The following is a 20,692-nucleotide window of genomic DNA, read 5'->3' as shown; positions in this document are numbered from 1 at the left end:
AGGGCTCAGCCGATCCGGGTGCCGGCGCTGACGTTGAAGCCGGCGCGGAGCAGGTCCTCGTCCCGCGAGGAAGCGCCGACCAGCAGCTCGAAGGCGCCCGGCTCGACCACTCGTACACCTGCCGCGTTGACGAACGTGCAGGCGGCGACCGGCAGGTCGATGGTCACACCACGCCGCTCTCCGGGGGCCAGAGACACCTGGGTGTATGCCTTCAGCTCCTTGTCGGCCCAGGTCGCCGACGTGACGGTGTCGCTGACGTAGACCTGCACGGTCTCCAGCGCCGGGCGGGTGCCGGTGTTGTGGAGGGTGACGGTGGCGCGCAGCGTGTCGGCGGCGGTCACCTCGGTCTGCTCGATGCGCAGGTCGGTGTACTCGACGGTGGTGTAGCTCAGGCCCTGCCCGAACGCGAACGCCGGGCGCTGCGTCAGGTCGGCGTAGCGGCTGCCGTGCTGGCCGCGGACCTGGTTGTAGTACGTGGGCTGCTGGCCGGAGTGCTGGGCGAAGGAGATCGGCAGGCGGCCGGACGGCTCGATGACGCCGAGCAGCAGCTCCGCGATCGCCTGGCCGCCGCGCATGCCCGGGTTGGCCGCGAAGATGATCGCGGCCGCGTTGAGCGCCGACGGCGGCAGCACGAGCGGCTTCGAGCTCATGAGGACCACGATCAGTGGGGTACCAGTGGCGGCGAGCGCGTCGAGCAGCGCGACCTGCCCGCCGATGAGCTCCAGGGTGGCGGTCGACTTGCCCTCGCCGACGAGCTCGATGTGGTCGCCGACGACCGCGACCACGTAGTCGGCCTGCTCCGCCAGCGCGACCGCCTCGGCGATCATCGCCGGGTCGGGGGCGCAGGGGTGCACGACGTGCGGGCGGGGCTGGCCGTCGGGGAAGAACTCGCCCTCCGGGTCGGGGCCAACGGTGAGGATGTCGGCGCCGCGCGCGGTGGTGACGGTCCAGCCGTCGGGCACGGTGGCGCGCACGCCGTCCAGCACGGTCTGGGTCAGCTCGCGCGGGTGGCCGTCCGGCAGCCACTCGGTCTGCCCCGACGCGCCGGCCCAGTCGCCGAGCTGCGCGTGCTGGTCGTCGGCGTTGGGCCCGATCACGGCGACGGTCTTGCCCGAGCCGGACATCGGCAGCGTGCCGTCGTTGCGCAGCAGCACCAGGCTGCGGCGGGCGATCTCCAGGTTGACCGCGGCGTGCGGGCCGCACCCGATCACCGCCGCCTGCCGCTCCGGGTCGGGGTGGCGCGGCTGCTCGAACAGGCCGAGCTCGAACTTCAGCGTCAGGATCCGCCGTACGGCCTGGTCGATGTCCGACTCGTCGAGCATGCCCTTGGCGACCGCGTCCTGGGCGCCCTCGAAGAAGCCCGGGGTGGTCATCACCATGTCGTTGCCGGCCTTGACGGCGGCGGCCGACGCGGAGGCGTAGTCGACGTGGACCCGCTGCTCCCACACCATCCGGCCGACGTTGTCCCAGTCGGTGACGAGGGTGCCGGTGTAGCCCCACTCGCCGCGCAGGACGTCGTCGAGCAGCCAGCTGTTGACGGTGATCGGCACGCCGTCCATCGACTGGTAGCCGAGCATGAACGTGCGGCAGCCCTCCCGGGCGACCCGCTCGAACGGCGGCAGGAACCACGAGCGCAGCTTGCGCGGCGACAGGTCGGCCTCGCTGGCGTCGCGGCCGCCCTGCGTCTCGGAGTAGCCGGCGAAGTGCTTCGCGGTGGCCAGGATCGCGGTCGGGTCGGCCAGGCCGTCGCCCTGGTAGCCGCGGACCATCGCGGAGGCGAACTCGCCGATGAGGAACGGGTCCTCGCCGAACGTCTCGCTGACCCGGCCCCACCGCAGGTCGCGGGCGATGCACAGCACGGGGGAGAAGGTCCAGTGGATGCCGGTGGCGGCGACCTCCACGGCGGTCACGCGGGCGACCCGCTCCACGAGCTCCGGGTCCCAGGACGCGGCCATGCCGAGCTGGGTCGGGAAGATCGTGGCGCCGATCCAGAACGAGTGGCCGTGGATGCAGTCCTCGGCGACCAGCAGCGGGATGCGCAGGCGGGTCTTCTCCACGAGCGCCGTGGCCTCCAGGACCCGCTCCGGTGAGGCGTGCAGGATCGAGCCTGCGTGCATGTCCTCGACGAGGTGGCGGACGCCGTCACGCGCGTTGAGCTGCAGCATCTGCCCTACCTTCTCGGGCAGCGTCATGCGGGCGAGCAGGTCGGCGACGCGCTCGGCGACGGCGAGGGAAGGGTCGAGGTAGGGAAGAGGGGCTGGCACGGAGTTCCTTTCACGCTGGTCCGTCCAGAACTGTACGCGGGAGAGCGCTCTCTGGAGAACCCCTCGCCTCGGGGCATTACGGAGCGTGTCCTGGGTCACAATGCGTAGCTAGACTACCTATGCAAGCATCGATGCATGGGGAAGTCTGTCGCCGGGGCCGTCGCGGGCCGCCGGATCAAGTACGTCTTCGTGATTTTCTGGCTGGCCGTCGCGGCCTTCGCCGGCCCGCTGGCCGGCAAGCTGACCGACGTCGAGCGCAACGACGCCAAGTCCTGGCTGCCCGGTGGCGCCGAGTCCGTGCAGGTCATCGACGTGCAGTCGAGCTTCGCCTCGCCCGACACGATTCCGGCGATCGTGGTGTACGAGCGTGTCTCTGGTCTCACCGACGGCGACCGGGCCAAGCTGGCTGCCGATGCGGCGGCGTTCGGCGGCATCCCTTCGCTCGACGGCACCGTCACCGGACCGATCCCGACCAAGGACGGGCAGGCGGCGCAGACCATTGTCCCCCTCAACCTCGGCGCCGACGGTTGGTCGAAAGCCGGGGATCTGGTCGACCATCTGCGCGAGGTCGCTACGCGGGGTAGCGATGGGCTGACCGTGCACGTCACCGGCCCCGCCGGCACCGCCGCCGACTCCAGCGCCGCGTTCGAGGGCATCGACGGCAGCCTGCTGTTCGGCACGATCGCCGTCGTGGTGGTGATCCTGCTCGTCACGTACCGCAGCCCGCTGCTGTGGCTCCTTCCGGTCATCTCCTCGGGCGTGGCGCTCATCGTCGCGCAGGCCGTCATCTACCTGCTCGCCAAGCACGCCGACCTGGTCGTGAACGCGCAGAGTGCCGGCATCCTCACCGTCCTCGTCTTCGGCGCCGGCACCGACTACGCGTTGCTGCTGATCGCGCGGTACCGCGAGGAGCTGCGCCGCCACGAGGACCGCCACGAGGCGATGGCGGAGGCGCTGCACCGCTCCGGGCCCGCGATCATCGCCAGCGCCGCCACGGTCGTGCTCGGCATGCTGTGCCTGTTCTTCGCCGAGACCAACTCGACGAAGGGCCTCGGCCCGGTCGCCGCCATCGGCATCGCGGTCGGCCTCGCCGTCATGCTGACCCTGCTGCCCGTGCTGCTCACGATCTGCGGCCGGTGGATCTTCTGGCCGCTGCGCCCGCAGACCGGCTCCGCCGAACCGACCGCGACCGGCCTGTGGGCCCGGGTCGGCGACCGCATCGCCACACGCCCCCGGAGCGTCTGGATCGTGACCGCGCTGGTACTGGCCGTGGCCACGATCGGCGTCGCGCAGCTGGACGCCACCGGGCTCACCAACAAGGAGTCGTTCCGCGGCACGCAGGACTCGATCGTCGGCGAGGAGGTCCTGGCCCGGCACAGCGCGGGCGCCGCGGGCAGCCCCGTGATCGTCATCAGCACCGCGGCCGGCGCCGCCGCGACCCGGGCGGCGTTCCTGGGTGTGCCCGGCATCGACCCGGCCTCGGTCAGTGAGCCCTTGACAGCCGGCTCCTACGCGTACGTGACGGGTAACCTCGTCGACCAGGCCGACAGCCAGGCGGCGTACGACACCGTGGACCGCGTCCGTGCCGCCGTGCACGCCGTGCCCGGCGCCGGCGCGAAGGTCGGCGGCACCACCGCCGTCAACCTCGACGTGCAGCGCGCCGCCAAGCACGACCGCAACCTGATCATCCCGATCGTGCTCGCGGTGGTGCTGCTGATCCTGATCCTGCTGCTGCGGTCGGTGCTCGCACCGGTCATCCTCATGGCGACCGTCGTGCTGTCGTTCGGCGCCGCACTCGGCGTCAGCGCGCTGGTCTTCAGGCACGTCTTCGGCTACGGCGGCGCGGACTCGTCGCTCCCGCTGTTCGTCTTCGTGTTCCTGGTCGCGCTCGGGATCGACTACAACATCTTCCTGATGACCCGCGTCCGCGAGGAGGCCGTCAAGCACGGCACCCGCCGCGCTGCGCTGATCGGGCTCTCGGCCACCGGGGGCGTCATCACCTCGGCCGGCCTGGTCCTCGCCGGCACCTTCGCGGTCCTGGCCACGCTGCCGCTGACCGCCTTCGCCGAGATCGGCTTCGCGGTGGCGTTCGGTGTGCTGCTCGACACGATCGTCGTGCGATCCGTGCTGGTCACCGCGCTGAACCTCGACGTCGGCGAACGCATGTGGTGGCCCAGCGCCCTCGGCCGGACCACCAGACCCTCACTCGAGAAGGAGCGAGTGGCCGTCTAGAGGATGGGACGCCCGTCCCGGTACGGACCGCTGATGGGCTCTTCCTCGGTCATCCAGAGGTCGTCGTCGTAATCGCGTTCATCGTGCGACAGCATCCGTGCTTCCTCCTTCATGTTGCACGAATCGATCTACCCCTGACGGGTGAGCGCCAAACCCGTCAGGGGCCCGACCATGCCGTGAGGTACACCACGACCGTCTTCCCACCGCGACCCATTCACGCCCGTCCCGTCAGCGCCGCTGACGCCAACGCGACCCGGCTGCAGCCGGCGATCCAGAAGTTGACTCAGGACGCAATTGCGTAGCGTCATCTTCCCGGTGCTGTTGGCCGATCCGGTCGCACACTTCGGCGGGACCGTGACGCCTTCATGGCCCGCGCCCCGGGCCACCGGCAGGCTCGTCCAGCACACCGCGGGCCGCGGCTGGGACATCCACATCGCCGCGATGACCGCCTACCTCGACACTGCCGGATGACACGCTTGACGTCGCCGGGCTGCCTGCTGATCCCGGGCACCGCCCCGGCGCGCCGAGCTCCGTGTCCGCCAGGCAAGCCGTGGGCAGCTCCGCGCCATGCTGCGGGGCGCACCAGGTCCGCCGCGGCCCTGGTGCGCCCCTGTTCGCGTGCCGGCCGGAGACTCGATGCGCCCCCGTTCGGGTGCCGGCCGGAGACCCGGTGCGCCCCCCGTTCGCGTGTCGGCCGCGGACCTGGTGCGCCCTCCGGTTCGCGTGTTCGCCGCGCCAATCCGTGGAGTTGCTCAGCCCCATGTCGCCGGCCAATGCGGGCGCTGTCCCGTGCCGTGCCGTGCCGTGCCTCCGGACGATGCTCGCCGGCCTCGGCCCGCTGAAGCCACTCGGAATTCCATTCGGAAGCCACTCGGCTGCGTCGTGCCGTGCCCGGGCGTGCCGTGCCCGGGCGTGCCGTGCCCGGGCGTGCCGTGCCCGGGCGTGCCGGTCTGGATCAGTGTGCCGGTCATGGGCCTGACGACCGGCCCTTCAGCGGCCACGTCCGCACGGCTGGCCCTTCAGCGGTCACGTCCACGTGACGCCCGCCGCGTCCGAGAAGGTGATCAGGGTCTGAGCGGCCGAGCTGACCGGGAACGAGCCCCGGTGGTGCTCTGTCCCCGCCGGGGTCGTTCGGCGCGCCGCCCGGTTTGTGGTGCGGTGAATCTCGCGCCGCGCCCGGGTGTGCCCGCGTGCAGCCCGCTGCCGAGGTGGGTTGAGCGTGAGTCCGCATGGGCGCTGTGCTGACCTGCCTCCGCTCGGGTCGCTCGAGGTGCCGTTCGGTTGGCGGGTGGTGACTCTTGGTGGGGCCGGGCGCTGGTCAGCGGGCGCGGTCGTAGACGAGCGCGAGGGTGCCGTGCTCGCCCGCCGTCTGGCTGGTCAGTGACCACTGGGCGGACGGGAGTCCGTCGTCGAAGAGGCGCGGCCCTCCGCCGAGGAAGACCGGGAAGACGGTGAGCGCCAGACGGTCGACCAGGTCGGCGGCGAGGAGGGCCTTGATGACGCTGGCGCTGGACAGCACGAGGATGTCGCCGCCGTCGGTGGCCTTCAGCTCCGCGGCGACCTCGGCGGTGGGCTTGTCGACGACCGTGGTGCGCTCCCACGGCGCCTCGCGCAGCGTCGAGGACAGCACGACCTTGTCGGCGTCGACGAGCCACTTCGCGAAGCCCTCGTCGCGCGGGTCGGCGCCCTCCATGCCGATGACCGTGGGCCAGAAGCCGAGGAAGCCCTCCGCGTTGACCCGGCCGAGCAGGGCCGTCGTCGCCGGCTCCCACAGCTTCGTCAGGTGGTCACGGGCGACGTCGGTGATCGCATACGGCATCACCCAGCGCATGTCGACGGGGTTCTCCGGCGCGGCGTAGCGGCCGTCGAGGGACAGGCTCATATTGGTGACGATCCGGCGGGTCATGCGGTGCTCCTTGCGTCGATGGTGGTGGTGAGCTTGTCGAGGCTCTGGCCATAGCCGAGCTCGATGCCGGCGATGAAGTCGGCGGAGTCGACGGTGCTGCCGGTGATCCGGTAGTGCACGTCGAGGTCGGTGCCGGTCGCGGACGGCCGCAGGTCCATGTCGACGTGCGAGGTGAACGCGACCTCGCCGCCGGGCAGTAACGGGGACAGCCGGTAAGAGAGGCGCTCGCCGGGGCGCACGTCCTCCACGACACCCTCGGCGCGGCCCACGACCGCGTCGGTGCCGTCGGTGTCCTCGGCGTCGCGGTATTCCAGGACGAGCCGCCCGCCCGGCCGCGCCTCGATGACGAGGCCGGAGACCCGCAGGCCTTCGGGCGCCCACCAGTCGCTGAGCAGCGCCGGGTCGGTCAGGTGGCTCCAGACGAGGTCGGGGCCGCCGCGCAGCGCCCGGGTGAACCGGAACACTCGCCCGTCCGCCCACCCGGTCGCGCCGGCGGCGGACCGCTCGGCGAGCACGCTGCGCACGTGACGCTCGAACAGCGAGTCGGTGCCGCTGACGAGATCCGCGGCGTCGGCGAGGCTGCCCAGCGTGACCGCCAGGTCGCGGAGGGGGGTGCTCAGCAACGCGTACATGCGGCGCTGCCCGGACCGCAGCGAGGTCACGACGCCCGCGCGCTCGAGCGTCTGCAGGTGCTTGGTGGTCTGTGGTTGCCGCGCCCCGGTGAGCTGGGCGAGGACCCCGACGGACCGGGGGCGCTCGGCCAGCAGGCTGATCAGCCGCCAGCGCGCCGGGTCCGCGAGCGCGGCGAGGAGTGCTTCCATGCAGCAAAGTATGCTCCATGGAGAATATTCCTGTCAAGGAATAACTCGGCGACTCCAGATGGGCGGCGGCATTGGGCGAGCGGATGCCCGGCGACCGTCTCCGGCGAAGGCGCGGGCAGGATTTTCTGTCGTACCCCTGTGCGAGGGTATGGGGGTGATGGTGGAGTTCGAGGCGCAGTTGTGGGCATGGGACGCCAGGCGCATGGACACCTGGGTGTTCGTGACGCTGCCGGCCGACGAGTCGGAGGACATCCGTGACCTGACCGGCTCGGTGAAGCGCGGCTTCGGGTCGCTGCGGGTGCGGGTGAGCATCGGCGGCACGACCTGGAAGACGTCGATCTTCCCGGGCAGCGGCGGCGGGCCTTACGTCCTGCCGGTCAAGGGCCCGGTTCGCAAGGCCGAGTCGTTAGCCGTCGGCGACACCACTGCAGTGACCGTGGAGCTGCTTGACGTCTGACACCCGACGTCTGGCCGCCGTTGTTCCTCTGTGGGCGACGTGCCGTTGTCCTCGTGCGGGCGATGCGAGTGGCCTTGTGCTCCGGTCGTCGCCACAGCCTTCGTTCCGTGGCTGTGGCGACGAGCGGCCCGCCTACGGCCGGTCGGTCTGCCTACGGCCGGTCGGCCCCCGCCAACGACCGGTCGGCCCCGCCAACGACCGGTCGGTCCCCTGGCGGCCGGTCGACCCGCTGGCGATCGGTCGGCTCGCCAGCGGGCGTGCGGAGCGCGGCAGCAGTCGATACTGCGCAGTCTCTCTCTGACCCACCGGCCAGCACCATCAAATCGGGACCGTTCACCGAGGACTCACGGACGGAGCGGTGGATTCGAAACCGAATCAGCGCTCAGCAAGGACCAGCTCTGCCGGACCCGGCATCGGCTACAGGTTCAGGCGGACGGCTGGTAATGCGTCACGGTGACGGCGCCGTCCAGGAGAGTGGAGGTGACGGTGCGCAGGTTGAGGCGCTGCTTCGGCTCGGCGAACAGGCGGCGGCCGCCGCCGAGGACGACCGGGTGCACCGCGACGTGGTACTCGTCGATGAGGCCGTGGTCCGTCAGGGCGGCGGCGAGCGACGCGCCGCCGGTGAGCAGGAGGTCGGCGCCGGGCTCCGCCTTGAGCGCGAGCACCTCGTCGCGCAGGTTGCCGGCGATGACGCGGCTGGTCCACGCGTCGCCCTCGAAGGTCCGGGAGAAGACGACCTTCGGTGTCGCGCGCCAGAACGGGGCGAAGGCGGTGACGTGCGGGTCGTCCGACATCGACTCCGCGGTCGGCCAGAACCCGACCATCATCTCCCACACGGGGCGTCCGAACAGCAGCGTGTCGACCCGCTGGTCGAGGACTTCGGAGTACGCCGACAGCTCCGGGCCCATGGTCGGCCAGTCGAACTCACCGTTCGGGCCGTCGATGAACCCGTCGACCGACGTGTGCACCCAGTAGATGATCTTCCGCATGTCCGGCTCCAATTCGTGCTGCTGACGCTGTCACCGGGGGGTCGAGTCGCGGCGTCCGCGCTCGACATTACCGCGATGTGACGCCCGACACAGGGAGCAACGGGCGAGCCCGCGCGGCGTCGTGCTGCGACGATGCCGGGGTGCTGATCGTTGTGTCCGGGTTGCCGGGGACGGGGAAGAGTGCCGTGGCCGCGGGGGTTGCCGCCGGGTTGGGTGCGATGCAGCTGTCCATCGACGCGGCCGAGGACGCGATGCTCGGCGCCGGGCTGGCCGCGGGGTGGGAGACGGGCGTCGCGGCGTACGAGGTGACCAGGGCGTTCGCCGAGCAGAACCTGGCGCTGGGCCGGACCGTCGTGGTCGACGCCGTCAACGACAGCGAGCCCGCCCGGCAGACGTGGCGCGGCGGCGCGGGCCGGTGCGGGGCTGCGGTTCGTGGTGCTCACGTGCTCGGACCGGCAGGAGCACCGCCGCCGTCTGGAGGGCCGGCGGCGGGGACTGCGGCACCTGCCGGAGCCGACATGGGCACACGTCGAGGCCATCGCGTACGCGCCGTGGACGGATCCGCACCTCGTGGTCGACACCGTCGCGCCGTTGGACACGGTGGTCGAGGCGGTGCTGGGCTTCAGTCGAGGATGACGAACTGGTAGCCGCGGGCCTGCAGGGCGGGGATGACGGTCTCCAAGGCGGCGCAGGTCTGGGCGCGGTCGCCGCCGCCGTCGTGGCAGAGCAGGATCTGGCCGGGGCGGGCGGCGAGGAGGTGGTCGGTGATGGAACGGGTGCCGGGCTGGGTCCAGTCGCGCGGGTCGTTGGTCCAGTTGATGGGCAGCATCCGAGCCTGCGCCGCGGCGGCGAGGACGGTGGGGGAGACGGCACCGCCGGGGGCGCGGAAGATGGTCGGCAGCTTGCCGGTGGTCGAGTAGATCTTGTCCTGCGCGCGGTCGATCTCCTGCTGTACGCGGCCCGGGTCGAACTGGGCGAGCTTCGCCGGGTGGCTCCACGTGTGGTTGGCGACGTGGTGGCCGGCGGCGACGAGGTCCTTGGCGACCGTCTCGTGACCGAGGACCTGGTTGCCGATGAGGCAGAAGAGGGCCGGCACGTGGTAGCGGTCCAGCAGGCGGAGCACCTTCGGCGTCCACCTGGGGTGCGGGCCGTCGTCGATGGTCAGGGCCACCGCGTTCGCCGGGAAGGGCGGGCCGGGCACCAGCTTGCGGTACTCCTCCAGCGTGAACACCGGCCGGTCGAGTGGCGGCATGGGCGGCAGCGAAGGCGACGGTGCCGGGGGCGATGTGGGCGCGGCCGCCTGCGGGACGGGCAAGGGACCGCGGTGCGGAGCCGGAGGGAGCGGCGGACCCGCCGAGCCGCCCGCGACGAGGGCCGTGCCGGTCGCGGCGAGCCCGGCGCCGAGCAGGCGTCTGCGGGACAGTCCGGTCACAGCAGTCACCTCCGCGTGCATGATCACGTCGCTCCGACGCACTGTTCTTGACGCGATCGGCCCGCACAGGGTTGCACACTCCGGAGGGCGAGAGGTGTCAGTGGCCGGTGTCGAGGGTGTAGCGGCGCTGGAGCAGCACGGCCACGGTCATGAGGGCGGCCGGGACGAGGGCGAATCCGTAGCGGACCGCGGTGAGGGCCGCCGGCGTCTGGGTGACGTGCTCGCCGGCGGCGCTGGCCGCGAAGCCGCCGAGGGCGAGGCAGGCCGCGTACACGTAGGGCCCCAGCGCGCCGCCGGTCGCCTCCGCCGCGGTCCAGACGCCGGTGTAGCCGCCCGCACGGATGGTGCCGTCGGGCCCGGAGGCGGCGATGACGTCGGGCAGCATCGAGAAGGGCAGCAGCTGCATGGCGGCGAACGCGACGCCCAGGACCGCGACCGCCGCGACGATCAGGGGCAGGCCGCCGGCGGCGCCGAGGGCGAGCACGAGGGAGCCGGCGACGAACGCCACCTGGGCGACGAGCAGGCCACGCTGCTTGCCGATCCGGCGGGCCACGGCCACCCAGACGGGCGTGGCGAGGATCGCCGGGGCGACGAACGCGGCGACCAGGACGGTGGTGAGCTTGGGGCGGCCCAGCTCGTACTCCGCGAAGTAGGGCACGGCGGCGAGGACCAGGTGCGTCGTGGTCGACATCGCCAGATATGACGCGACCAGGGTGCGGAACTGCCGGTCCCGCAGCGAGGCGAGCAGCCCGTGCCGCGCGCCCGCGGCAGCCCGTACAGGAGCGGCAACCGCCGACGGTCCGTGCTGCGCTTCAGGAGCGGCGGCTTGTACGGGAGCGGCGATGGTCGACGGTCCGTGCTGCGCTTCAGGAGCGGCGGTCTGTACGGCAGCGGCAACCGCCGACGGTCCGTGCTGCGCTTCAGGAGCGGCAACCTGTACGGGATCGGCGACCGCTGACGGACCGCGCTGCGCACCGGGAGCGGCGACCGTCAGGCGCCGGACGCCGAGGATGCCGACCAGCATCGCGGCGAGCATGGCGATGCCCAGCAGCAGGCCCATCCAGGCGTACCCGAGCAGGTCGGCGAGCAGTGGCGCGGCCACGCCGCTGAGCAGGATGCCGACGGTGAGGACCACCATGCGGAAGCCCATCAGGCGGGTGCGCTCGTGGTAGCCGATGCTCAGATCCGCGGGAGTGGCAAGGTAGGGGACCTGGTACGCGGCGAAGAGGAGGTTGCCGGCGATGAACGCGACCGCGACCCACAGCCCCGCCGGAGCGCCGCGCAGGCCGGGGACCGCGAACAGCGCGGCGAACGCGACGGCGAGCGCCGTGCCGGCCAGCATGAGCCGGCGCCGGTGGCCGCGGCGGGCCAGGTCGGCGTCGGAGAGCCGGCCGACCCACGGGTGCAGGAGGACGTCGAGGATCTTGGGTGCGAGCAGGACGAACCCCGCGAGCAGCGGCGCGACGGCGAGGATGTCGGTGAGGAAGTACAGCAGGAGCAGGCCGGGCACGGTGACCCACACGCCCATGCCGACGGAGCCGGTCGCGAACGTGATGAGACCGCGTAGCGGCAGTCGGACGTTCGACATGAACCACGCTCCCGTAATCCAACGTGCGATGGATAATAGGCGACGATGGACGATCTGAACAGCACGCGCCGGCGCCCCGGGCGGCCCCGCGCGACGGACAGTGCAGACACCCGTGAGGTGATCCTGCGGGCAGCGACCGGGCTGTTCGCGCGCCACGGGTTCGACGCGGTGAGCGTCCGGGCCGTGGCGGAGGCGGCGGGCGTCGACGTCGCCACGGTCCACCACCACGCCGGCAGCAAGGCCGCGCTCTACCAGGCGTGCTTCGCGGCGGTCTTCGAGGCCGAGCGGAGCGCCCTGGAGCCGGTCATCAAGGCGGCCTACGACATGGAGGGGCTGCACCGCGTCCTCGACGCGTTCGTCGACTTCCTCCAGGAACGGCCCGAGACCACCGGCCTGTGGCTGCGCCGGTGGCTGGACCCCGACCGGCACGCGGGCGTGGACGAGCGGTACTCGACGCCACTGTACGAGCAGGTGCAGGCGGTCCTGGCCGCCGCGCATCGCGCCGGGGTGCTGTACGAGCCGCAGCCGCACCTCGCGGTGCGCAGCCTCATCTGGGCCGTGCACGCCCACACGGTCACGGCGCTGCACGGCGAGGTGACCGAGGACTCCCGGTTCGCGCTGCGGGCGTTCGTGCACCGCTGGCTGGACCGCATGTACGGGCGGCCTTGACGCCCTCGCCAACTTGGCCGGGCGGTCTTGGCGCCTCCCGCTTCCGGCGTTGACGCCCTCGCCGGCATGCGCGGACGGTTATGGTGCACCGCCAACCTGGTCGGGTGGCCTCGGTGCCCTCGTCAGCATGTGCGGGCGCTCCTGGCGCCTCCGCCGACCTGGCTGGGCGGTGCTGGTGTCGCTGCCGACGTGCATGGGTGGCCGTGACGTCCCGCCGTGACGCCCTCGCCAGCATGGCCGGGCCGCCTTGGCGTTTCCGCTTGGCGCCTTCGCCGACCTGGTCGGGCGGTGCTGGTGTTACCCGCCGACATGCATGGGCGGCCTTGACGCTCCTGCCTTGGCGCCTCCGCCGATCTGGTTGGGGCGGCGCTGGCGTTGCTGCCGACGTGCATGGGTGGCCGTGACGTCCCGCCGTGACGCCCTCGCCGACATGTTACCCGCCGACATGCATGGGCGGCCTTGACGTCCCCGCTTTGGCGCCGCGGCCGATCTGGTTGGGGCGGTGCTGGCGTTGCTGCCGACGTGCATGGGTGGCCGTGACGTCCCGCCGTGACGCCCTCGCCAACATGGCCGGGCGGCCTTGGCGTTCCCGCTTGGCGCCTTCGCCGGCCTGGTCGGGCGGTCCTGGTGTCGCCGCCGACGTGCATGGGTGGCCTTGACGCTTCCGACCTCACGCCCTCGCCAGCATGGGCAGGCGGCCTTGACGACCCCGCCAGCGGGCGCGCAGAATCCAACGCGTGTTGGAATACCGGGTGGTGGTCATCGGTGGCGGGCCGGCCGGGCTCGCCACGCTCAAGGCCCTCGGCGACGCGCGCGTGCCGGCGATCTGCTTCGACGCCGGTGACCGGCCCGGTGGGCTGTGGGTGCTCGGCGGCCCGCACTCGTCGGCGTACCGGACGCTGCACCTCAACACCAGCCGCACCCGCACCGAGTTCGCCGACTTCCCGATGCCGGCCGGCTGGCCCGACTACCCCGGGCACGCAAGCGTCGCGGAGTACCTCGCCGACTACACCCGCACGTTCAGTCTCGGCGAACGGATCCGCCACCGGCACGTCGTGACCCGCGTACACCGGACACCGCACGGAACCTGGGAAGTCACGGCGGAAGGTCCACAAGGGACGGTCGAGGTGACGGCCGGGGCGGTCGTCGTCGCCAGCGGGCACAACACGGTGCCCCGGCTGCCCGACCCGCCGCACCCGGGCGAACTCACCGCCACCCAGCTGCACAGCCACGACTACCGCGGCCCCGAGCAGCTGCAGGGCCGCCGGGTCCTCGTCGTCGGCGGCGGCAACTCCGCGATGGACATCGCCGTCGACGCGTCGCACGTCGCCGCGCGCACGCTGCTGTCGGTGCGCCGCGGCGTCTGGATCGTGCCGAAGTACCTGTTCGGCCGCCCGTCCGACACGCTCAACGGCGCGCTCGCCAAGCGGCTCCCGTGGCGGGCGCGGCAGCGCATCAGCCAGGCGATGCTGCGACTCGCCGTCGGGCCGCCGCAGCGGTACGGCCTGCCCGCCCCCACCCACGGCTTCCTGCAGGACCATCCCACGCTGTCCGACGCCCTCCTGCCGCGCATCACCCACGGCGAGATCGAGGTGCGCCCGGCGATCGCCCGCTTCGACGGCGACGACGTGATTTTTTCCAACGACTGCAGGGATTCCGTCGATGTCGTCGTCTGGTGTACCGGGTACCGCGCCGACGTGCCGTTCCTCGATGCGGGGCTGCTCGGCGAGGGCGCGGACCGGCTGCCGCTCTATCGGCACGTGTTCCACCTCGACGCGCCGGGTCTCATGTTCGTCGGGCTGATGCAGTCGACGGGCGCCGCGCTGCCGGTCGTGGAGGCCCAGGCCAGGCTGGTCGCGGGGCACCTCGCGGGCACCTACGCCCTGCCACCGCTCGCCGCGCAGCGCCAGGACTGCGCCGCCGAGCTGCGCGCGGCGCGGGACAGGTGGGGCGAGCGCCGCCCGGCGATGCGGATCGACTTCGACGCCTACCTCGACCTCGCCGCCCGCGAACTGACCGCCGGCCGCAAACGCGCAGTGGCTGGCGGCAATGGAGCCGGCGCGTGAGCGCGCTGCGCGGGCGGCGGGTCGTCGTCACGGGCGCCAGCGGCACGTTCGGAAAGCTGCTCGGCGAACGGTTCACCGAGGCGGGCGCGTCCGTCGTCGGCATCGACCTCGTCGCCGTCGACGGGCCGGTGCCCGTCATCGCCTGCGACCTGACCTCCGCCACCGCGGTCCCCGCCGCCGTCGCCGCGGCCGTCGACCGGCTCGGCGGCCTCGACCTGCTCGTCAACAACGCCGGCGTCGGCGGTCCCGCACCCGCCGAGCTGCCGCCGGACGAGGTCGTCGCACGGCAGCTGGACGTCAACCTCCTCGCCGCGTGGCGCACCACCGCCGCCGCCATGCCGGCCCTCGAAGCGGCCCGCGGCAGGGTGGTGTTCGTCGCCAGCAGGATGGCCGTGCTGCCGTTGCCGCTCGCGGCCGCGTACGGCGTCAGCAAACGGGCCCTCGTCGCGTACGCCGACGCGCTGCGCCTCGAGGTCGGCACCCATGTCGGGGTCAGCGTCGTCTACCCGAGCATGGTCGCCTCCCCGATCCACGACACGACCGTCGCCGCCGGCCTGTCCCTGCAGGGCGTGTCCAGGCTGGAGCCGGCCGACGGCGTCGTGACCGCGATCGTGCGCGCCGCCACCGCCCGCAAGGCGCCCCGCGCGGTCGCCACCACCCGCCGCGGCCGCCTCGAGATGGCCGTCGCCCGCCACTTCCCGTCCGTGGCGGACGCCATGGTCCGTCGTACCGTCGCCGCCAGACTCGCCGCGGGCGCCTTCGCCGACGCTCCCCTCGCCGCCGGTATGGTCCGCCGCTTTCTGTCATGATCACGACTGAGAGCGGCGCGCCCGGACTGCGCTGACGACGATCGCGCGCATGAGCTCGTTCACAACGCCTCGCGCACCTATAGCCCCGCTCAGCCGTATCCGTGTCCGCGCGGCCCTCGCGGTCATCGCCGTGTCCGCCGTCCTCATCGTCGGCTCCGCCGTGGCCGCCTGGAACCCGTGGAATTTCGTGCGGCTCGGCTTCGGAGGGTACTGGTTCGCCGCTGCCGTCACGCTGACGCCGCTCGCCGGCGGGGTCGTCGCCGTGCTGCTCATCCGCAACAAGGCCGCCGCGATCACGATCGGGGTTGTCAGCGCCGTGCTGACCCTGATCGTCGCGGTCGGCAGCTCCTTTCTCGCCCTGTTGACCGACCCGGAGTGGGACCGCACCGTGCTCGCCGTCTCGCCGAGCGGCAGGTTCCAGGTCGTCAGCCTGAAGCAAGACAGTCTCACCTCGCGCTGGAAGCTCGTGGTGAGCCGCCCAGACGGCATCCTGACCCGCGAGTCCACCCGCCCCGTCGTGTGCATCGAGGCCGGCTTCGGCGACTTCCCGAACATCAGGGTGGAGTCCGCCCGGTTCGTCGCCGAGCACGAGGTCGAGGTCACCCTCCAGGACAAGAAGACCTGGCGGACCCAGTTCGACCCCGACGACCTGGAGCCCGCACAGACCCTCGAGGACGGCTGCTCACGCTGACACCGCTGGTCCGGCCGCCTCGAGCGCCGGACCGGCGCACCGCGGCGTCAGTGCAGGGACGTCTTCAGGACGATCAGCACGACGCCGAAGCTGCCGGCGACGGCCGCAGACACCACCCGCTCGCCCCGGCTCAGGCGCCCGTGCCGGCCGACCTCCCAGCCCGCTAGGCACAGCAGCAGCGTGGAGCAGACCAGTGCGGTGACCACGGACCGCAGCTGCGAGTGGCCCGCCAGGTCGGCCGCGACGAGCACCGCCACCGGCAGCACCGAGGCGGTCACGATCTCCCAGCCGCTCGCCAGCTGCCGGCGGACCGCCGTCCAGGCCGGGCGGTGCCCCTCGTGGATCCGCTCGGCGACCAGCCGCGCGTAGCGCTCCGCGCTCCAGTACACGAGCAGCGTCACGACGACCGCGACGGCGGTGGCGGCCGCGGTGTGGGCGTGCGACGCGGCCATCACGGCGGCGCTGACGATGACGCCGTAGATCCCGGCCGCAGTGCTCTCCTCGTCCGCCCGCGCCATCCGCACGCCCTAACGATCTTCGGCGGCTCCGGCCGGCGCCTCCTTCCGGCCGGGTGAAGGCTCGTCGAGGATCGCGGCCAGGTTCGCCGCGGCCATCGTGTCCCGCGGCCGCAGCGCCAGCAGCGCCCTGAGCCGGTGCTCGGCCTCCGCACGCCATGCGGGGTCCTGCGCGTCGAGGTCTTCCGCCTCGTCGTCTCCGATGTCCTCGCCGGTGTAGCAGACGAAGTCGTCGGTCGTGGACCCGTCCAGGACCAGCAGCGCCATCCCGTTCGCGGCGGCCGCGTGCGCCGGGTCGGCGTCCAGCGCCCGGCCGAACAGCTCGAACGCCTCGGCCCTGCGCCCCCACAGGCTGCGAAGCCAGGCCGGTCGGGCGTCGCCCCCGTCGTACAGTGGCGAAAATTCCAACACGGTGCGGTGTTGCCGCAGCAACAGCCCGCCGAGCAGCGTCGCGGTCACCGGGTCGGCGGGATCGGCCTCCAGCGCGCGCCGCAGCCACCGCTCCGCCTCGGGCACGTCGTCGGGTGTCTCGAGCGACGACGCCCCTTCCAGCACGCACAGCCGGTGCCCGAGCTCCCGCATCGCCCCGGCATCACCGGCCTCCGCCGCCTGCCGCAGTCCGTCGAGGTCCACGGCGCTACCGTACTGGCCATGTACAGCTGGTACGTCGTCCGCCGCACCTCGATGGTGAACAACAACGACACGGCCACCGACTGGTTCGTCCTCAGCGACCACGCCGACCTGCTGCGCGTCCTGGGCACCCTCGACGTCAACCCGAGCTGGACCGATTCGTGCACGCTGCAGGTGTACCGCGACAGCCGGCCCGACGTCAGCATCGACCTGCTCGCCACGGTCTCCGACGACGAGGACGACTTCTGCCCGCCGGACCTCACCGGAATCGCGATCCCCGCCCTCGACGGCACCCCGCTCCCGCCAGGCCACCCCGTCATCCTCGACGGCACCCCGCTGCACTACGGCAGCAGCACCTTCTACAACTGACCTCGGCGCGGGGAAGTCACAACCGGCAAATCCAACAACCGCTGCCTTTGTACCGGATGACGTCCCCGTCCGGCCGGCCGACGCAGACCGCGTCGCCGTCCACCCACACCCGCTCGCCCTTGCGGATGAAGACGGGTCGCGGGAGCTCGACGGCCCAGCCGCCGGCGTCGGCCCTGTCCACGAGCGTCGACCGGTCCACCGGAGCCGGCGCCGTCCGGATCGGCGCCAGCGCCCCGCGGCCGCTGCCGAGGTCCATGCGACGAGACATCCACTCGGCCGGGTCCTCTACGACGTCCAGGCTCGGGCCGGCGACGTCCTCGGGCAACGACGCGGTGATCGGGCACCGTCGTCGCATCGAACGGCCGCAGCAGCGGGAACATCGTGGGGCGTCAGGCGGTCGCGAGGGCGTCGATCTCCACGCGGAACTCGGGGTGCACCAGGGCGGTCACCTGGACCAGCGAGCTCGCGGGCGGGGCGGCCGGGTCGAGGAACTCGTCGCGGACCGTGCGGAACGCCGGCAGGTCGGCGAGGTCGGTGAGGTAGACGGTCAGCTTGACAACCCGGTCCAGGCCGGAGCCGGCGGCGGCCAGGGCCGCGGCGAGGTTGGTGAACACCTGGCGGATCTGGGCCTCCGGGTCGCCGGCGCCGACGAGATGGCCGGCGGAATCCATCGGCACCTGGCCGGAGACGGCGACGAGGGCACCGGAGAAGCGGACCGCGTGGCTGTAACCGTTGACCGGGGGCAGCCCGTCCGGGCGGATGAAGTGTTCCACGCCGCCCCATCCTAGGCCGGGACCGTGGTGAGCAGGCGCAGGACCTGGACGGACTGGTGGGGGATCGCCGCTGGTCGAGGGTGCTGTTGACGGGGAAGGTCTCGTGCTCGACGCCCATCCGGTGCACCCCCGACGGCCCACCCGACGGCACCGTCCCTGCCGGCTCTGGCCGCCCGCGCCTGCCGCTGGCATGCCGAGCGGCACCCGTCGGGCGCACCCTCCAACCGACGCCGACCAGGACATCGCCCGCCTCGCCGGGCTCGTGCGATCGGTGTGAGCGGCGTACACCACCCGGACCCGGCGAAAGGCGGGTAGCGTCGCCGACGTGCGGGGACCCTATGTGGCGGTGATCGGGGCGGGGCGGGCGACCGGGGAGCAGGAGCGCGCCGCCGAGCGGGTCGGTGCGCTGCTCGCCGAGGCGGGCGCGGTCGTCGTCTCCGGCGGCCTGGGCGGGGTCATGCGGGCGTCGTGCCGGGGCGCGTACGAGCGGGGCGGCCTCACCGTCGGCCTCCTCCCCGGCGCGGAGCGGGCGGAAGGCAACCCGTTCCTGACCGTCGCCCTGCCGACCGGCATGGGGGAGTTGCGCAACGGGCTCGTCGCGAGGACCGCCGACGGGCTGGTCGCGGTCGGCGGCGGATGGGGGACGCTGAGTGAGATCGGCTTCGCGATGCGCCTCGGGCGGCCGCTCGTCGCCGTCGGCAGCTGGGCGGTCACCGCTCCCGACGGCGGCCCGACGTACCCGGTGATGGACAGCCCCGACGACGCCGTCGCCTGGCTGCTCCGCGAGATCGCCCGCCTGCCGGCGAAGTAGACGCCGCGCGAGTTCGCCGCCTGCCGGCGAAGCTGCCGCCGCGGGAGATCGCCCGCCCGCCGGCGAAGCTGCCGCCGCGGGAGATCGCCCGCCCGCCGGCGAACCTGCCGCCGCGGGAGATCGCCCGCCGACCGGCGAACCTGCCGCCGCGGGAGATCGGCCGCCAATCAGCGCGAAGTGACCGCCGCGCGAGATCCGCCGGCCACCAGCGCGGGCGGTCAGCCGCCCAGCGGCGGAATCGTCGCTGCCGGAGACCGGCCGCCCAGAGACGGAATGGCCGCGAAGTGCCCCTTGCCCGCCCTCGCCGTCGTGGATCTGCACCCGGTGGTGTGCCGTGCGCCGTGCCTCGTCACCTGTGCGCTGTGCTGGGCGTGCGTTGTCTGCCGGGGAGTCGAACCCCCGCGCCTGCCCGCGGCGCGCCAGAAGAGGGAGCCGAATTGCCCGTCGGCTCTCGGGTTGTGCACGCCTCCACGACGGCTACCTGCTTCGCGTCCCATCCGGTCAGTCCAGGAGGTCGGCCTCCCAGTTCGTGCGCTGCACGGCGGTGTCGACCTCGCGCAGCTGCCGCGCCAGGTCGTCGGCCTCGGCGCGCAGCTCGGCGACGGGCAGCGCGGACAGCATCTTCAGCTCCGAGCGCAGCTGCCGGTAGCCACGCTGCCCCTCACCCGCGGCGGCGCTCGCGGCGGCCGTCACCACGCTGTGCCGCAGGCGCAGCACGTCCCGGCGGGCGAGGGCGTCGGTGAGCGTGCCGTCGCCGAGCGGCGTGGCGGCGTTGGTGCGGTTGATCCGGCGGATCAGCGACTCGAGCTCGTCGAGGACGGCGCCCGCCTCGGCGAGCAGCGCGGCCGCGTCCTCGGCGGGCGTCTCGCCCTCCTGAAACCGGGCGCTGCCCGTGATGCGGGCGCGCAGCTGTTCGACCCGGCGCGCCGCGTCGGCGCGCAGCGCAAGCGCTTCAGCAAGCTTCACGCCCGCCAGTCTCCGCCACGGCGATCACGCCCGCACGCCGTTTTCGGGTGACCGGCCCGACTTGAGCGCGGCGGCGGTCTCCACGGCGCGGCGGGCCTGGTGCCGGGCCGCCCGCAGGACGACGTCACCGGGCGGGCCGTCGCCGGTCACGTGCGAGGTGCCGTACGGGTTGCCCGCCGTGAACTGGATCGGATCCGTGTAGCCGGGCGGCACGATGATGCCACCCCAGTGGTAGAACACGTTGGCGAGCGCGAGGAGGGTCGACTCCTGGCCGCCGTGCGCGGTGTTCGACGCGGTGAACGCCGTGTACACCTTCCCGGCGAGCCCGCCGCGGAACCACAGCGGCCCGGTGCTGTCGATGAACGCCTTCAGCTGCGCCGACACGTTGCCGAAGCGGGTCGGCGTGCCGAAGAGCACCACGTCGGCCCAGTCCAGGTCGTCCAGGGTCGCCCCGGCCACGTCCGCACTCGCCGAAACGTGCGCGGCCCACGCCGGATTCCCTCCGATGATGGATTCCGGCACGGTCTCCGCGACCTTTCGGAGCCGAACGGTTGCGCCGGCCTTCTCCGCTCCCTCCGCGACGGCCGCCGCCAGGGCGTGCACGGTGCCGGTCGCGCTGTAGTAGACGACGGCGGCGTTCACAGGCTGCATGTCGTTGCTCCCTTGTCGTTGGCTGCTCATGTACGACGAAGCCGGCGGCCGGC

The 20,692-nt window shown here is 72.7% G+C and carries 22 protein-coding genes and 1 pseudogene; 11 read left to right on the top strand and 12 right to left on the bottom strand.

Annotated features, from left to right (window positions below):
* Positions 1 to 5: 5 nt before the first annotated feature.
* Entirely contained in the window at positions 6 to 2,264 is a 2,259-nt protein-coding gene (locus tag ACFY3L_RS17070) for a glycoside hydrolase family 3 N-terminal domain-containing protein (protein ID WP_389324056.1), read from the bottom strand.
* 135 nt (positions 2,265 to 2,399) lie between these two features.
* Between ACFY3L_RS17070 and ACFY3L_RS17065 the strand changes: the two genes are divergently transcribed.
* Both ACFY3L_RS17065 and ACFY3L_RS17060 read left to right on the top strand, forming a co-directional pair.
* Positions 2,400 to 4,496 carry an MMPL family transporter gene (locus ACFY3L_RS17065; RefSeq protein WP_389324053.1) on the top strand — a complete coding sequence of 699 codons (2,097 nt, stop codon included), beginning with the start codon at positions 2,400 to 2,402 and terminating at the stop codon, positions 4,494 to 4,496.
* 294 nt (positions 4,497 to 4,790) lie between these two features.
* A complete protein-coding gene (locus ACFY3L_RS17060) occupies positions 4,791 to 4,967 on the top strand; it encodes a hypothetical protein (protein WP_389324050.1) in 177 nt (58 codons plus the stop codon).
* A gap of 847 nt (positions 4,968 to 5,814) precedes the next feature.
* Here ACFY3L_RS17060 and ACFY3L_RS17055 read toward each other — a convergent pair.
* Both ACFY3L_RS17055 and ACFY3L_RS17050 read right to left on the bottom strand, forming a co-directional pair.
* Complete coding sequence (locus tag ACFY3L_RS17055; RefSeq protein WP_389324047.1) at positions 5,815 to 6,402, bottom strand: dihydrofolate reductase family protein; 588 nt, start codon at positions 6,400 to 6,402, stop codon at positions 5,815 to 5,817.
* Complete coding sequence (locus tag ACFY3L_RS17050) at positions 6,399 to 7,223, bottom strand: metalloregulator ArsR/SmtB family transcription factor (protein ID WP_389324044.1); 825 nt, start codon at positions 7,221 to 7,223, stop codon at positions 6,399 to 6,401. Before ACFY3L_RS17050 ends, ACFY3L_RS17055 begins: the two co-directional genes overlap by 4 nt.
* Positions 7,224 to 7,377: 154 nt before the next feature.
* Here ACFY3L_RS17050 and ACFY3L_RS17045 point away from each other — a divergent pair, with 154 nt between their 5' ends.
* Positions 7,378 to 7,680 (top strand): DUF1905 domain-containing protein, encoded by a 303-nt coding sequence (locus ACFY3L_RS17045; protein WP_389324041.1) that lies wholly within the window; start codon positions 7,378 to 7,380, stop codon positions 7,678 to 7,680.
* 425 nt (positions 7,681 to 8,105) lie between these two features.
* Here ACFY3L_RS17045 and ACFY3L_RS17040 read toward each other — a convergent pair whose 3' ends face one another.
* The gene (locus ACFY3L_RS17040) at positions 8,106 to 8,669 is read right to left on the bottom strand and encodes a dihydrofolate reductase family protein (RefSeq protein WP_389324039.1); all 564 of its coding nucleotides are present in this window, start codon (positions 8,667 to 8,669) and stop codon (positions 8,106 to 8,108) included.
* Positions 8,670 to 8,746: 77 nt separating this feature from the next.
* Here ACFY3L_RS17040 and ACFY3L_RS17035 point away from each other — a divergent pair.
* Both ACFY3L_RS17035 and ACFY3L_RS17030 read left to right on the top strand, forming a co-directional pair.
* A pseudogene (locus ACFY3L_RS17035) lies at positions 8,747 to 9,043 on the top strand (AAA family ATPase); the annotation flags it as partial.
* 58 nt (positions 9,044 to 9,101) lie between these two features.
* Positions 9,102 to 9,305: a hypothetical protein gene (locus ACFY3L_RS17030; protein WP_389324599.1), complete on the top strand. Its 204-nt coding sequence runs from the start codon at positions 9,102 to 9,104 to the stop codon at positions 9,303 to 9,305.
* Here ACFY3L_RS17030 and ACFY3L_RS17025 read toward each other — a convergent pair.
* Together ACFY3L_RS17025 and ACFY3L_RS17020 are read right to left on the bottom strand one after the other, a co-directional pair.
* Positions 9,292 to 10,101 (bottom strand): polysaccharide deacetylase family protein, encoded by an 810-nt coding sequence (locus ACFY3L_RS17025; RefSeq protein WP_389324036.1) that lies wholly within the window; start codon positions 10,099 to 10,101, stop codon positions 9,292 to 9,294. The two genes, ACFY3L_RS17030 and ACFY3L_RS17025, sit on opposite strands and share 14 nt — an antisense overlap.
* A 97-nt stretch (positions 10,102 to 10,198) precedes the next feature.
* The gene (locus tag ACFY3L_RS17020) at positions 10,199 to 11,689 is read right to left on the bottom strand and encodes an MFS transporter (protein WP_389324033.1); all 1,491 of its coding nucleotides are present in this window, start codon (positions 11,687 to 11,689) and stop codon (positions 10,199 to 10,201) included.
* Between the two features lie 45 nt (positions 11,690 to 11,734).
* Between ACFY3L_RS17020 and ACFY3L_RS17015 the strand changes: the two genes are divergently transcribed.
* From ACFY3L_RS17015 to ACFY3L_RS17000, 4 genes are all read left to right on the top strand, one after another.
* Positions 11,735 to 12,358: a TetR/AcrR family transcriptional regulator gene (locus ACFY3L_RS17015; protein ID WP_389324030.1), complete on the top strand. Its 624-nt coding sequence runs from the start codon at positions 11,735 to 11,737 to the stop codon at positions 12,356 to 12,358.
* Positions 12,359 to 13,095: 737 nt separating this feature from the next.
* On the top strand, positions 13,096 to 14,424 hold the full coding sequence (locus ACFY3L_RS17010; protein WP_389324027.1) for a flavin-containing monooxygenase: 1,329 nt from the start codon (positions 13,096 to 13,098) through the stop codon (positions 14,422 to 14,424).
* Complete coding sequence (locus ACFY3L_RS17005) at positions 14,421 to 15,233, top strand: SDR family NAD(P)-dependent oxidoreductase (protein ID WP_389324024.1); 813 nt, start codon at positions 14,421 to 14,423, stop codon at positions 15,231 to 15,233. The genes ACFY3L_RS17010 and ACFY3L_RS17005 overlap by 4 nt, the downstream gene beginning before the upstream one ends.
* 49 nt (positions 15,234 to 15,282) lie before the next feature.
* Entirely contained in the window at positions 15,283 to 15,924 is a 642-nt protein-coding gene (locus ACFY3L_RS17000) for a hypothetical protein (RefSeq protein ID WP_389324021.1), read from the top strand.
* 47 nt (positions 15,925 to 15,971) lie between these two features.
* On the opposite strand, the gene ACFY3L_RS16995 is transcribed toward ACFY3L_RS17000, so the two are convergent.
* Together ACFY3L_RS16995 and ACFY3L_RS16990 are read right to left on the bottom strand one after the other, a co-directional pair.
* Positions 15,972 to 16,442, bottom strand: a complete 471-nt coding sequence (locus tag ACFY3L_RS16995) for a hypothetical protein (RefSeq protein ID WP_389324588.1) — start codon at positions 16,440 to 16,442, stop codon at positions 15,972 to 15,974.
* 9 nt (positions 16,443 to 16,451) lie between these two features.
* On the bottom strand, positions 16,452 to 17,072 hold the full coding sequence (locus ACFY3L_RS16990; protein WP_389324018.1) for a hypothetical protein: 621 nt from the start codon (positions 17,070 to 17,072) through the stop codon (positions 16,452 to 16,454).
* An 18-nt stretch (positions 17,073 to 17,090) separates the two neighbouring features.
* Here ACFY3L_RS16990 and ACFY3L_RS16985 point away from each other — a divergent pair, with 18 nt between their 5' ends.
* On the top strand, positions 17,091 to 17,438 hold the full coding sequence (locus ACFY3L_RS16985) for a hypothetical protein (RefSeq protein ID WP_389324015.1): 348 nt from the start codon (positions 17,091 to 17,093) through the stop codon (positions 17,436 to 17,438).
* A 16-nt stretch (positions 17,439 to 17,454) separates the two neighbouring features.
* On the opposite strand, the gene ACFY3L_RS16980 is transcribed toward ACFY3L_RS16985, so the two are convergent.
* Entirely contained in the window at positions 17,455 to 17,793 is a 339-nt protein-coding gene (locus tag ACFY3L_RS16980; protein WP_389324012.1) for a hypothetical protein, read from the bottom strand.
* Positions 17,794 to 17,827: 34 nt separating this feature from the next.
* Complete coding sequence (locus ACFY3L_RS16975; RefSeq protein WP_389324009.1) at positions 17,828 to 18,211, bottom strand: RidA family protein; 384 nt, start codon at positions 18,209 to 18,211, stop codon at positions 17,828 to 17,830.
* A gap of 325 nt (positions 18,212 to 18,536) precedes the next feature.
* On the opposite strand from ACFY3L_RS16975, the gene ACFY3L_RS16970 reads away from it, so the two are divergent.
* Positions 18,537 to 19,022, top strand: coding sequence for a TIGR00725 family protein (locus tag ACFY3L_RS16970; RefSeq protein WP_389324006.1), 486 nt, complete (start codon positions 18,537 to 18,539; stop codon positions 19,020 to 19,022).
* 501 nt (positions 19,023 to 19,523) lie between these two features.
* Here ACFY3L_RS16970 and ACFY3L_RS16965 read toward each other — a convergent pair.
* Both ACFY3L_RS16965 and wrbA read right to left on the bottom strand, forming a co-directional pair.
* Positions 19,524 to 19,988: a DIP1984 family protein gene (locus ACFY3L_RS16965; RefSeq protein WP_389324003.1), complete on the bottom strand. Its 465-nt coding sequence runs from the start codon at positions 19,986 to 19,988 to the stop codon at positions 19,524 to 19,526.
* A 24-nt stretch (positions 19,989 to 20,012) separates the two neighbouring features.
* Positions 20,013 to 20,639 (bottom strand): NAD(P)H:quinone oxidoreductase, encoded by a 627-nt coding sequence (gene wrbA / locus ACFY3L_RS16960; RefSeq protein ID WP_389324000.1) that lies wholly within the window; start codon positions 20,637 to 20,639, stop codon positions 20,013 to 20,015.
* Positions 20,640 to 20,692 lie beyond the last annotated feature (53 nt).

Origin of the sequence: Dactylosporangium sp. NPDC000521, from assembly GCF_042898305.1 — a bacterium.
Classification (GTDB): Bacteria; Actinomycetota; Actinomycetes; order Mycobacteriales; family Micromonosporaceae; genus Dactylosporangium.
Note: the sequence above shows the minus strand (reverse complement) of the source record. Positions and strands in the feature narration are given on the sequence as shown.

What these genes read in the sequence shown, in the direction of transcription:
- ACFY3L_RS17065 (WP_389324053.1), top strand. Translation starts at nt 2,400, where the DNA reads ATGGGGAAGTCTGTCGCCGGGGCCGTCGCGGGCCGCCGGATCAAGTAC.
- ACFY3L_RS17055 (WP_389324047.1), bottom strand. Translation starts at nt 6,402, where the DNA reads ATGACCCGCCGGATCGTCACCAATATGAGCCTGTCCCTCGACGGCCGC.
- ACFY3L_RS17050 (WP_389324044.1), bottom strand. Translation starts at nt 7,223, where the DNA reads ATGGAAGCACTCCTCGCCGCGCTCGCGGACCCGGCGCGCTGGCGGCTG.
- ACFY3L_RS17040 (WP_389324039.1), bottom strand. Translation starts at nt 8,669, where the DNA reads ATGCGGAAGATCATCTACTGGGTGCACACGTCGGTCGACGGGTTCATC.
- ACFY3L_RS17020 (WP_389324033.1), bottom strand. Translation starts at nt 11,689, where the DNA reads ATGTCGAACGTCCGACTGCCGCTACGCGGTCTCATCACGTTCGCGACC.
- ACFY3L_RS17015 (WP_389324030.1), top strand. Translation starts at nt 11,735, where the DNA reads ATGGACGATCTGAACAGCACGCGCCGGCGCCCCGGGCGGCCCCGCGCG.
- ACFY3L_RS17000 (WP_389324021.1), top strand. Translation starts at nt 15,283, where the DNA reads ATGAGCTCGTTCACAACGCCTCGCGCACCTATAGCCCCGCTCAGCCGT.
- ACFY3L_RS16995 (WP_389324588.1), bottom strand. Translation starts at nt 16,442, where the DNA reads ATGGCGCGGGCGGACGAGGAGAGCACTGCGGCCGGGATCTACGGCGTC.
- ACFY3L_RS16985 (WP_389324015.1), top strand. Translation starts at nt 17,091, where the DNA reads ATGTACAGCTGGTACGTCGTCCGCCGCACCTCGATGGTGAACAACAAC.
- ACFY3L_RS16980 (WP_389324012.1), bottom strand. Translation starts at nt 17,793, where the DNA reads ATGCGACGACGGTGCCCGATCACCGCGTCGTTGCCCGAGGACGTCGCC.
- wrbA (WP_389324000.1), bottom strand. Translation starts at nt 20,639, where the DNA reads ATGCAGCCTGTGAACGCCGCCGTCGTCTACTACAGCGCGACCGGCACC.